At 27.6% G+C, this 12,448-nt stretch carries 12 protein-coding genes; 4 read left to right on the forward strand and 8 right to left on the reverse strand.

The features are described from left to right. Window positions 1-142: 142 nt before the first annotated feature. The gene (locus tag ACRDBA_RS11820) at window positions 143-514 is read left to right on the forward strand and encodes a hypothetical protein (RefSeq protein WP_438573122.1); all 372 of its coding nucleotides are present in this window, start codon (window positions 143-145) and stop codon (window positions 512-514) included. An 86-nt stretch (window positions 515-600) separates the two neighbouring features. On the opposite strand, the gene ACRDBA_RS11825 is transcribed toward ACRDBA_RS11820, so the two are convergent. The 4 genes from ACRDBA_RS11825 to ACRDBA_RS11840 all read right to left on the reverse strand — a co-directional run bounded on the left by ACRDBA_RS11825 (window position 601) and on the right by ACRDBA_RS11840 (window position 4,503). Then, window positions 601-1,455, reverse strand: a complete 855-nt coding sequence (locus ACRDBA_RS11825; protein ID WP_438573123.1) for a PHP domain-containing protein — start codon at window positions 1,453-1,455, stop codon at window positions 601-603. A 107-nt stretch (window positions 1,456-1,562) separates the two neighbouring features. After that, window positions 1,563-2,345 carry a nucleotidyltransferase domain-containing protein gene (locus tag ACRDBA_RS11830; RefSeq protein WP_438573124.1) on the reverse strand — a complete coding sequence of 261 codons (783 nt, stop codon included), beginning with the start codon at window positions 2,343-2,345 and terminating at the stop codon, window positions 1,563-1,565. A 154-nt stretch (window positions 2,346-2,499) separates the two neighbouring features. Next, window positions 2,500-3,906 carry a VanW family protein gene (locus tag ACRDBA_RS11835; RefSeq protein WP_438573125.1) on the reverse strand — a complete coding sequence of 469 codons (1,407 nt, stop codon included), beginning with the start codon at window positions 3,904-3,906 and terminating at the stop codon, window positions 2,500-2,502. 366 nt (window positions 3,907-4,272) lie between these two features. Continuing rightward, window positions 4,273-4,503 carry a hypothetical protein gene (locus tag ACRDBA_RS11840; RefSeq protein ID WP_438573126.1) on the reverse strand — a complete coding sequence of 77 codons (231 nt, stop codon included), beginning with the start codon at window positions 4,501-4,503 and terminating at the stop codon, window positions 4,273-4,275. A gap of 215 nt (window positions 4,504-4,718) precedes the next feature. Here ACRDBA_RS11840 and ACRDBA_RS11845 point away from each other — a divergent pair, with 215 nt between their 5' ends. Continuing rightward, window positions 4,719-6,473 carry a WG repeat-containing protein gene (locus ACRDBA_RS11845; RefSeq protein WP_438573127.1) on the forward strand — a complete coding sequence of 585 codons (1,755 nt, stop codon included), beginning with the start codon at window positions 4,719-4,721 and terminating at the stop codon, window positions 6,471-6,473. A 33-nt stretch (window positions 6,474-6,506) separates the two neighbouring features. Here ACRDBA_RS11845 and ACRDBA_RS11850 read toward each other — a convergent pair whose 3' ends face one another. The 3 genes from ACRDBA_RS11850 to ACRDBA_RS11860 form a co-directional block, all read right to left on the reverse strand. Further along, window positions 6,507-6,746: a DUF1292 domain-containing protein gene (locus ACRDBA_RS11850; protein ID WP_438573128.1), complete on the reverse strand. Its 240-nt coding sequence runs from the start codon at window positions 6,744-6,746 to the stop codon at window positions 6,507-6,509. Between the two features lie 232 nt (window positions 6,747-6,978). Beyond that, complete coding sequence (locus ACRDBA_RS11855; protein WP_438573129.1) at window positions 6,979-7,212, reverse strand: TIGR04540 family protein; 234 nt, start codon at window positions 7,210-7,212, stop codon at window positions 6,979-6,981. Between the two features lie 145 nt (window positions 7,213-7,357). Continuing rightward, the gene (locus ACRDBA_RS11860; protein ID WP_438573130.1) at window positions 7,358-8,008 is read right to left on the reverse strand and encodes a YitT family protein; all 651 of its coding nucleotides are present in this window, start codon (window positions 8,006-8,008) and stop codon (window positions 7,358-7,360) included. A gap of 412 nt (window positions 8,009-8,420) precedes the next feature. On the opposite strand from ACRDBA_RS11860, the gene ACRDBA_RS11865 reads away from it, so the two are divergent. Both ACRDBA_RS11865 and ACRDBA_RS11870 read left to right on the forward strand, forming a co-directional pair. Continuing rightward, window positions 8,421-9,533 carry a DEAD/DEAH box helicase gene (locus ACRDBA_RS11865; RefSeq protein ID WP_438573131.1) on the forward strand — a complete coding sequence of 371 codons (1,113 nt, stop codon included), beginning with the start codon at window positions 8,421-8,423 and terminating at the stop codon, window positions 9,531-9,533. 96 nt (window positions 9,534-9,629) lie between these two features. After that, entirely contained in the window at window positions 9,630-10,472 is an 843-nt protein-coding gene (locus tag ACRDBA_RS11870) for a patatin-like phospholipase family protein (RefSeq protein ID WP_438573132.1), read from the forward strand. Window positions 10,473-10,507: 35 nt separating this feature from the next. Here ACRDBA_RS11870 and ACRDBA_RS11875 read toward each other — a convergent pair. Further along, window positions 10,508-12,448: Ig-like domain-containing protein (locus ACRDBA_RS11875; RefSeq protein WP_438573133.1), on the reverse strand; the 1,941-nt coding region annotated here is incomplete at its 5' end.

Consider the following 12,448-nt stretch of genomic DNA (forward strand, 5'->3'; position numbering starts at 1 on the left):
TTCATATATAAATATTGACGTTTAGGAGTAATTCTATACTGTCTTTTAAATTTCCAGCAGTCCTTTTTAAATTGTAGCAAGTTTAGGTACTGGAAATTAACTTAAAACTGTCTACAAAAGATATTATACGAGGAGATAAATTATGAATAAATTTTATTTAGTTGAATTAATAGAATATTATTATGATGGAAAGGCAGACTGTATTGACCAAGAACAGCCAGAAATACTTGGCTTATATGCTACTGAGGAAGATTATAAATCAAGAGTAGAGCTTGAAATAAACAACTATAAAACTGTTAGTAAAACAGATATTGAAATCTCAAGAGATGATGAGCTAGTTGAAGGTTGTATTGAAGTAGTTGATATAGTTTCAAAAGATTCAAGAGTTACAATAATAGTAACTGAAGTTACGGTTGGAGATTCTAAGAAAAAAATAGATTATAATAGAATCAATTACTATGTTGATTATGATAAAAGTGGTGAGTTTGACGAAGTTAAATTAGAAGTTAATTAAGCTTAATCTAGTAATTGATAAAAGGTGAGCATTAATTTAATGCTCACCTGATTTATTTAATATTATTTACAATTTAAAGTATATTATTATTGTAAAATTTCAAATTCTCTTATGGAATCTATTTTTAAATCTTCTATATTAACCTTCATACATCCAATAACTTGCTCTATTTCTTTTGCAGCCTTTCCAAATTCACCATGTTCATCACTTCCAACAGTAATTAACAAATTATTTTCCTTGCAAAAATCAGTGCAAGTTTTTGTTAATTCTTCACTATGAGTTGGGTAATAACATTCTATACCTTGAATTCCTTGAGCTTTAATTTCTACTAATTCTTCTAAAAGTTCTTCACTTGAAATATTTTTAAAGTTAACTCCAGGATGTGCTAAAACACTATATCCTCCAGCTTTCCATATAGCTTCACAAACATCCTTCATTTCTGGGAAGTTATATTCCTTATGGTCACACTTATATTTTCCATAGTATGAAAAACCATCAAATAGCTTTTCTGTTACTCCCTTGTGGAATAAGTAGTGAAGTCCCTTCCATCCACCATTTCTAGGATTATGCTGATAATTATTATAATCTTCTAATGATACTCTATTATCATCTTTTTCTAATCTTGAAATTAAATCTGTGCTTGTTCTTTGAAGTTCGCTATAAGCATAATTAATTATTTCAATTAATTCTGGTGTTGCTTCAAAACCATATGCTAATACATGGAATGGCTTTCCTTCAAATTTACAATCTATTTCTACTCCTCTTATGGCTACTATTCCTTCCTTTAAAGCCTCTTCTTGAAGTTCTTCCCATGAATCTAATCTATTATGATCTGTAATTGATATAACTCCTACTCCGGCTTTTTTTGCAGCTTGTACTATTTCCTTTGGTGACATAGTTCCATCTGAATAATAACTATGCATATGTAAATCTACTAACATTTTTTTCTCCTTTGTATAAAAATTTCGACATTATTTTTCTTAAGTATACCAAAATTTTTATAAGAAATAAACTAGATAACACAATACAATATTATCTAGTTTATTTTTTATGAGTTTAACAATGGACTCTTAAAAGAAGTTTTAGATATGTTAACAAGCTTTTTAACAGCCATATTTAATAAGGCAATAAGCTTTTTAACCCATACATCAACAAATTTATTTAAATTACCCTTAAAATTCAGTTCATCTGCAGGAGAAGATTTAAATTCTCTTTTAAAATGCAATAACACCTTATATTCCATTAATGTAAAAGGTGAAGCCTCTCCTTCTACCTCTAAAAATTGCTCAGCAGCATCTAAATTACTAAAAGATACTATACCATTCATATAATTTATATTTATACAAATACTTCTAATCATACTTGCAATAAGATAAACTTTATTTTCTACTTGTTTTTTACAGGTTACTGGAGCTAGTATTTTTTTTTGCAAATTATTATATGCACTAGATAGTTCATCTCTTATTCCATTTAATGAATAAACCCTCATATTTTTAAAGACGTCCTCAATAAAGCCTGTTCTAGAATATAATGTAATTCCTTCAAGCTTTACACTCCAAGTAAAATAATCACCCTTATTACATCTTTCCTTTAAATCTGATTTTGTAAATAAGGTTATCCAATAAAGGGGTACTCTAAGTTGATAAGCTATATTTCCCTTTATTCTATTTATTAACTCCTTATTACAATCTTCAATTACAATAAAAAAATCTAAATCGCTTCTAGAATCATAGTCTCCTCTTACAAAAGAACCATATATTCTTATTGATTCAATATAGTTTTCTTCTAAATCTATTTTATAAGACTTATTTGCTAACCTAAATTCAAACATATAATTATTCTCCTTAGTAATGAACTATATAATTATTCTATGTAATTGTCATATCTTTGTTCTTATTATATTTTTATATCAAAATAAGGTTTGCAAATAAAAAAGACCTATATATAGTTTCCTACATATAAGTCTTAAAAATAAATTACTAGTTTTATGGAAGTGGATCATACTTACTGCTATCTATATAGTGTTCATATACTAATTCTGAACCCTTATATCCATAAAGGTAAGTATCAGCACTTAAAGAACTTGTTGGATAGCTCTTTGGCTCGTATCTTACTCCACCTAAAGCACTTTCATTTGACCAAAACTCAATAACAAGATTTCCTCCACCAGCATAAGAATTTATTACTATTGGGAAGTCAAATTCATTTTTGAATTTTAAATCTATAGCATTATCTGCAAGAGTAGCATCTAATCCTAATGGAACATAGCTAACTGGCATCATATGGTTTAATCTTTCAACTGGAAGTATTCCAGCTCTTAATTGAGTATTATATAAAGTTGAAGCAACTTGACATACTCCTCCACCAACACCTTTTTCAACCTTTCCATTAATGTAGATATTAGCTTCTACATATCCATTTTCTATAGTTGTTGGTCCTATAGCTTGCTCAGTAGAGAAAATTTCTCCTGGCATAATTAAAGTATTATCTATAGACCTTGCAGCTATTTCTAAGTTAGTTCCACTTGGTCCCCCTGGATATGTTGTTGAGTATGAAGAAATCTTTGAGTTTACTGTTCTTAAAGAATCTGTTTTAATAGAAGGCTCAACTGTAACTAGTTCAGTATTTATAGCTACTATATCTTCAGATTTAGAATTACTTAAAGTTTCTTTAATCTTATTAACAACTTCTTCTTCATTTAATTGTGCTCCATTACTTCCTTCAAAAACACTTACTGAAGCTCCTGTAACATCAATTCCAGCATTGTTAGGATTTACTCTAACTTCATTTCCTATATTTGCTACTATTTCTTTAAGCTTGTCTTCATTGTAATTTATCTTAAATTCATAAGTTCTTTTTTCTGGATTCTTAATTAAATCTAGCTTTTCAAATAATCCTAAGTCCTTACCATAATTTAAAATTTCATTTTCAAATTCTTCATAAGAAATATTAGCTTCAAAATCTCTATATGCTATTGGAAAACTTCTGTCGTTAATCTTAACTTCTACTTGCTTGTCTCCAATGTCACTAACCATAGACTCTAATAAACCTCTTAGCTCGTCTCTTGTAAAGCTACTAACCTCTTGCTCAAATACATAAGCACCAGGATATACTTTATCACTATAGCCATTTACAGTATTATTAGCTTTAACACCTATAAAAATTCCTGCTCCAATAATAATTGCTGCAATTATAGATGCAATCATTGTATGTTTCCAATACTTAAATTTTTTCTTAGAAGAGTTTTTTTCAACTCTTGATTCAATTTTAGCTGATTCTGTAGCTTTTGAATCTTTATTTTCTTGTACCTTTTTTTCCTTTGAGTTATTTTCTAAAGTACTTTCGTCTTTTACTATACCGTCTCTGTCTTCTTTGATTTCTTCGTCTTTCATAGCCTCTCTCCTTGTTAATTACTACCTTTTTAAGCTACCTTTGATATGTACAAATTATACATATCTTCTTTCAACCTTAAAAAACGAGTCTCTTATATATTTATTAGTGCAAATAATTTAGCTTGTCTATATTTATTAGACCTATTAATTATATACAAATATTTTAGATTTAGCAATTTACTTATTCAGATAATTTATTACAATTTATAATATTTATACTACAAAAAAAGACCTTCTTATTAAGTAAGAAAGTCTTTAAATGTAAATTTTATTTATTATTATTTGATTTATTTATATAATTAATATAATTAATCTAATTATGTGATTGTAATATTATAATTTACAAATTTTTTTTGTTATTTAATATTAATTATTTAGCAATGAAAATAGCTCTCTAACTAATTTTTTTGCTTTATCCGGTAAGCGATCTATTTGTTTTTGTCTTTTTCTTTCATCACTTATTTGCGCTATTCTCATTACTTCTTGTTGAAGTCCTGGAATATTATTAAATTCTGCAACCATAGCATTGAATTTTTGCTCAAAAACAGGATCTTTCATTTTTTGTTGTATTTTCATTATTAGCTCATAACCATTCATATATAACTCTCCTATAAATACTTAATCTATATTTTTATCTTATTCATGAATATATTATTTGTTCGTCAAAGTTTCTATATAATTCTAAATTTAATAAATAAATTCTTCTTAGCTAAATATAATAAATTTTAAGCTCTTGTTAAAATTTCATTTATATGCACTTTCTTTCTATTTAGTTAATATAATATTAATAAGAAATTTTTAGGAGTGTGTTTATGAAAAAGTCAAAAAAACATATTGAAAATCTAGGAGGAAATAACTGTATTGTAGACTTATATCCAGCTCAAGTTAATACTAAAGACGGAAAGGAATATGGTTATATTAATAGTAAAGGAGGCTTTGTTATTAAGCCTAGGTTTTCTAATGCTTATGACTTTAATGAACATAAAATTGCAATTGTATGTGAAAATAATTATTTTGGAGCTATTAATATTAATGGCAGCTATGCTATTCCCCCAATTTATAATTATATAGATGATTTTCATGAAGGAAGAGCTGTCTATACAAAAAATAATACTATGGGTGTGATCTCCGAAAATGGTACCGTTATCACCAAAAGAAATTATAGCTTTATATCTAGTTATAGTGATTCTAGAGCAGTGGTTAGTATTATTGATAAAGCCGGAAACTCCCTTTATGGATATATAGATTTAAATGGAAATGAAGTTATTCCCCCTAAATATAAACAAGCAACTGATTTTAAATATCAGCATGCCTTAATTCAAGATAATGATGACTTATATAAGGTTATAGACAGTAATGGTAATGTATCTAATACCTTTCCTTATAAATATGTAGGTAACTTTGGTGAGGGTTTATATACTTTTTCTGAAGAATTAAATGGTCCTCTTGGATATGTTTCTTGGAATGGCGAAATACTTATTAAGCCTCGTTTTTCATATGCAAGCCCAATGGAAGATGGCTATATGATAGTAAGTGAATCAAAAGATTATCCCTATGACTATGGAGTAATAAATCTGTTTGATCATACAATTTATCATAATGTATTTAATAAAATAAATTATTTAGGAAATAAAAGATTTTCTTTAGGTCTTCCATTAAATAAAGATGAACCCTTTGCCAATAATATTTTTGCTATAGGAGATGGTAAGGGAAATAGGCTTACTGATTTTAAATATTTAGATGTTTCTAGATATGTAAATGGTGTGGCCTCTTCATATGATAATAAAGATACATTTTTTATAGATACTAAGGGAATTACAGTTTCTACTCTCCCCATAATAAAAGGAAGTGGAACATTAACTCAAAAATGTAATTTAATTTATGCAGATATAGATTATTTTCCTTCTTACCTCTCTCCATCAGGGGACGTAATTTATAAACCTAACACTAAAATTGTACTTGATAAAAATTACTCAGTATTTTCATTAAAATACAAGCCTAATGTTAATTACCTTGTATTTTATCCTCAAGTTAATGGAGTGAAATCTCAAGAAGCTTTAGATAATATTAATTTAACTCTTAGAAAGTTATCTAACTTAAAGAAAATAAACGAAGATGAATTACTAGATTATAGCCTATATGGTAATTTTGAAGTTTTATTTTTTAATAAAAACTTATTTATTCCAAATATAAACACATACAACTATCCTTTTGGAGCTGCTCATGGAATGACTTTAAGAAGTACTCCATCTATTGATTTAGAAACAGGGGAATTTTATACTTTATCAAGGTTATTTAAAGAAGATAGCAATTGGATTAATGAAATAAATTCAATAATCTCTACTATGATTGCAACAAACCCTGATTATAGCTATGTTTATCCTGATGGATTTAAAGGAATAAATATAAATCAAAGCTTTTATGTAGATAAAGACAATCTTTATATTTATTTTCCTCCTTATGATATAGCTCCTTATGCTGCTGGATTTGTTACTTTCAAAATACCATTTAAAACTATAGATAATATTATAAATAAAGATGGTAAATTTTATAATTCATTTAATTAAAATAAGGGGTTATCCCCCTTATTTTAATGTCTCTTAGAACTTTAATGATGAAACTTGCTTAAACATATTTATTTCTGTTTCAGAATCAACTTCTGCTAAAGATTCATTCCAATCCTTATCAAAGTTAATTTTATATAGTTCTATATGGGCTTTATCTTTTACAGGAGCAATAGCTACATACTCCTTACCACAAATTAATCTTTGCTCTAAAATAGCATAATCAATCTTATTTCCATTTTCATCACTAAAAGACATGATTTTTTCTTCTGACATTACTACACTTCCTTTTATAGATATTAACAATATTAGTTACTCTCTTTATAAAGTATTCCCTGCAATAAAATGATTTAATATAAATACTTTTAAAAGATAAACATAACAATACCTTTATTATTCTTGTAATAAGATAAAACTATTCATTAATATCAAAAGAGTGCTTTTCCATATAAAAAAGGAAAAGCCCCGTAAGCTTTTCCTTTTTATTAACCAAAAGTAAACTTGTTGCTTACTTTATTTTTTCTGATATTTCATCAATAATTGCTTTTCTTTCTTCACCTAATACGTTTATTAACTTTGATGGCATAAATCCATTTTTATATACTCTATCTTCGTTAGCTTCTATCATAGCAATTACTGTTTTTTCTAGCTTTTCATATGATATTAATTCATCTTGATATTGATCAACTAAATCTCTCATCTTACTAGCTAGTTCCTTAGGATTTCTATATACTGCTCTCATAATGTACTCCTTTGTATAGAAAATATTTTTTATAAATACATTTCTTGATTATACTTTATATAAATAAATTTTGCAAATATTCTATAAAACTTAATAAAAAATATAGGAAGGTAATTAAAACTTACCCTCCTGTATATATTTTCTTCTATTCTATTGCACCTTCTAAAGTTACAGTTTCTTCTTTTTCCTTTTTAGAGCTCATAATTAATATAAATTTATCTATTAAAATACCATTTATGCTTATTGCAATAAGTGAATAAATTCCCTTATCTAATCCAAATGTTAAAGCCCCTGCAATTGTTACTAATAAGTCAACACATAATAAAGATATTCCTATATTAAATGTTGAATACTTATTTAAAATCTTAGCTAATATATCTGTTCCTCCTGTTGAAGAATTTCTTAAAAACACTATAGCTAAACCTACTGCTACAAAAAGTGTTCCAAATATTACAGCTAAAATTAAGTTTGTTGTAAGAGCATATGAATGAAGAACTTTTTCCATAAATTCAATAACTACAGACAACATAAAGCTTGCGTAAATAGTTTTAAATCCAAATTCTTTTCCTATAAGTATAAAGGATATAATAAATAGTATTAAATTTCCTAAGAAAATTGTCACTCCAACTGATAATGCTGGTATATAATTATTTATTACTAAAGCTAGTCCACTTAATCCACCAGCTGCTAAATCATTAGGAGCATAAAAGTATTGTATTCCAAATGAAACAAGTATAACACCAAAAGTAATTATTAAATATTCTTTCGCAGTATCTACGATTTTATCTTTTGTCATAGCTCTACCTCTCTTTTGTATCTAAATTTATTTTTATTCACTTTTTAAACCTTACTCATTATATACTATGTATTATTCTTTTTAAACACTTTATTTTACATTTTAAATATCTATACAACTTTTTTCTACCCATTATTGATAATATGTTAATTATTTTTGATATAAATAATAATTATATTAAAAAAATATAAATTTTAGTTTTATTTAATTAAAATTTCAATGGTAAATTTATTTAGATAAATTTTATTTCACCTCATAATTTGTTTTTTATATGCCTGTATAATTATACCTAAATAGTTAATTCAAATTATAAAGATATCCTTAATATTATTTAATATATTTATCCATTAGTATTAATTATGTTAATATGCTATTATTAATAGATAAACTTAATGATGAAAGGTAGAATAATATGAATTTTAAAGAACTTGGAATTAATAATGAAATTATAAATGTTTTAAATAAATATGGAATTAAATCTCCTACTCCTATTCAAGAACAAAGCATCCCTATAATTAAATCAGGAAAAGACATAATTGCAGAGGCTCAAACTGGAACTGGAAAAACTTTAGGTTTCCTACTTCCTATATTTGAAAATATAAATATAAAGACTAATGCCGTACAAGCACTTATTCTTACACCTACTCGTGAGCTTGCTATACAAATTACTGAAGAAGCTACTAAACTTAAAGAAGGTAAGGATGTAAATATACTTGCAGCTTATGGTGGTAAAGATATTGGATCACAATTAAAAAAATTAAGTGGTAATACTCATTTAATAATTGCTACACCTGGAAGACTTTTAGACCATATAAAAAGAGGAAGCATTAACTTAAAAAATCTTAAAACATTTGTCTTAGATGAAGCTGACCAAATGCTTCTTATGGGCTTTAGAAATGAAGTAGATGCAATAATGAAAGAAACTCCTAAAAAGCATCAAACTCTTTGTTTTTCAGCAACTATAGATTCAGCTGTAAAAAAACTAGCTTATAGATATATGGAAGACCCTGCTATTGTTAGCATACAAAAAGAATCTGTTACTTTAGAAAACATAAAGCAACATGTAGTAGAAACTACTGATAGATGGAAGCAAGCTGCATTATTTAAAACTTTAGATGAAGATTGCCCATTTATGGCTATTATATTCTGTAGAACTAAAAGAAGAGCTGACGCACTTGAATTAGCTATGCATCAAAAAGGATATAATTATGCTAAAATACATAGTGATGTTCCTCAGCCTAAAAGAGAAAGAATTATGAAGTCATTTAAAAATGCTGACATTCAATTTTTAATAGCAACAGATGTTGCAGCTAGAGGAATTGACGTATCAGGTGTAACTCATATTTATAATTATGATATTCCTGAAAATGTAGAAACTTATATTCACCGTATAGGGAGAACTGGTCGTGCTGGTGAAAGCGGATATACTTGTTTATTTATAGATCCTAAAAATGAAGGTATGTTAAAGGAAATAGAAGATACAATTAAATTTAAAATTCCTAGAAGAGAAGTAATCTTTAGATAAAATTATCATTGTTTTATTGGCAAAAAAAGTATATAATCTTTCTTAACCAAAATTTACTATAATTTGAAATTTATTTTGCATTATAAGGAGGATTTTATGCCCAGTTTAATTTTAGAAGGCGGTACATTTAGACCTATATTTAGTGCAGGTGTAATGGATGCCCTTTTAGACAATGATATTATGTTTCCATACTGCATAGGAGTTTCCGCCGGCATCACAAATGGTATGTCTTATTTATCTAAGCAAAAAAGAAGAAATTTAGATATATTAGAAAAGTATAGAAACGATAAAAGATACTTAGGAGCAAGTAACTTTTTTAAATGTAAAAGCTTATTTGGATTAGACTTTGTATTTGATGAAATTCCAAATAGCCTTCACCCATTTGATATGGACACATTTTTAAATTATGAAGGAACTGCTTTAGTTGGAGTAACTAATGCTTTAACAGGTAAAACTGAATATTTAAACGCAAAAGATCTTGATGATAAATGTACAATGCTTAGGGCTACTTGTGCTATACCATTGTTTTTCCCTGAAATAATGATTAATGATACACCTTATTATGATGGTGGAATTTGCGATCCTATTCCAATAAAAAAGGCTATAAATGATGGTAATGATAAGCATTTAATTATTTTGACTAGACCAAAGGGATATAAAAAGGAATTTAGTAAAAATAATGTTTTTGCATCAAAGGTTATAAAACGTAAATATCCAAACTTAACTCCTCATTTCCTTAATAGACATGAGCTTTATAATGATGTAGTTCAGTATTGTGAAACTTTAGAAAAGGAAGGAAAGGCTGTTATTATTAGACCTAACTCTGAAGAAGCTATTGAAAGCTTTGAAAAAGATATATCTAAGCTAACTAATGGATATAATCATGGTTATAATATGGCCCTAGAGAAATTAAAGGATATTAAAAATTTATTTAAATAAAGAGGATATAGCATAGGCTATATCCTCTATTTTTATTATTCTAATATTTTAGAAGCTATAAAGTTAATTTCGTAGTTATCAATTATTCCATCTTTGTTTAAATCATATTCTGGTTTATTTTGTCCATAATATTTTGAAGCAATTGATAAATCTCCAATATCAACTTTTCCATCTTTATTTAAGTCAGCTGATGGTTTTTCTTCTGGTTTTTCTATTTCTACTAATTGAGCTATAGCATCATTTAATAATGAAACAGCACTATCTACATTGTATTGTGTAGCTTTTTCATTGCTATTTACAGTTTCTGCATATAAAATAGCATCTTCTAACACTTTAAGTGTTTCAACAGTGTAATTTCCAGCTGCAGCTTCTCTTGCCTCTTCAAGCTTTTCTCCAAGCTCTGCTTTATTTACAACTTCTGTTTTTGCAAAGTCTATTTCATAAGTGTTAGTAGCTATTCCATCTTCTGCTGTAACTATAATTCTAGCTTTTTTATTTTCTCCTGTTGGAGGAATTACTGTTACTGCTGCATTATCTTCAGCCTTAGCAGTTATTACTGGAACTCTATCTCCTTCTAGATCTACATTATATTTAAATGTATCTCCATTAAATCCTTCTAGAGCTTTTCCATCTAATTTAATTTCACTTAATTTACTATTTGAGCTTTTTACTACATCATCTTTAAATATTTGTAGTTCTGTTATTCCTAATGACTTACCTGACTGTGCATTCATAAATAATCTTACTTCAGATGATTTTACCTTATCGAATGAATAAATTTTGGTATTTGCATTTTCACCATTTCTTACAGTTTGATTAGTTACGTCAACCCATGCTCCATCTTTCTTGTATTGAACCTTTGCTGATGCTGGTAATGATACTCCACTATCAGTAAAGTAATTAACTATCATTTCATCATAGTAATATTCTTGAGGACCTGTTCTACCAAATTCAACTGATACCCATCCTGTAGTATCAGGAGTTCTCTTCCAGTTAGTCCATCTATCATGAGGTGAATCAGTAAATGAAATTATATCATTATTTAAATGAGCTAATCTATCCTTTGATGCTGGATCTGCTGGTGGTTCATTTGAATATGATGCTGCAGTTCTTGGATAATCATATCCATTTTGGAATCTAGTAATATTTAAACCTTCTACTGCTTCATCTGAAACTCTTACAGTTGCTGTAGCCTTAAGGTTACTTCCTTCAACTGTACCAGATACAGTAAATGTTCCAACTTCAGCGTAAGCTTCTTCTGAAATTTCATCCCAAGCTACCGGCATTTTAGCTTCACTATTATCACTATAGTAAACTGTAACTTCTCCTGGTAATACAGGTTCTTCATTTACTAAAGTTACTGTTGAAATATTAGAAATTCCAACTTCACCCTTTACTTCAACTTGAGCCATTGCCTTTATTGAAGTTCCTTCTACATCACCATAAACAGTAAATCTTCCTGCTCCTTGGTAATTTTCAGCCTTTATATCTTCCCAAGTAACAGCCTTTAATTTTGGTAACCCAACATTATATTCAGCTGTAACTACTTCAGGTAATACTGGCTTAACACCTATAGCAGTTGTTATATTTTCTGGTTTTAATGAAACTATTATTTTATTAACATCGCTCTTGTTAACTGTAATTGTTAAAGTATTTGATGCTACTGTTTTTCCCTTGTAAGTAACACTGGCAAAAACTTCTGCTGTTCCTTCTCCTACAGCTCCTAATTTACCATCAATCATTGAAAGAACAAATTTATCTGATATTAAATACTCAATAGCTAAATCACTATTATTTAGCTTTTCACCACTTATTAAAGTAGCTTCTAAGCTTAAAGTAGCTAAATCATCTTCATTTAATGTAGTTTTTTCTGTTCCTAATACTACACTATTTAAATATGCATCTTCTTGAGTAAATTTAATAGTATACATACTTTGTGCTTTTCCATCTTCAGAAACTACTGTAATCTTAGCTTC

The organism is Clostridium sp., assembly GCF_051654825.1.
In the GTDB taxonomy this organism is placed as follows: domain Bacteria; phylum Bacillota; class Clostridia; order Clostridiales; family Clostridiaceae; genus Clostridium.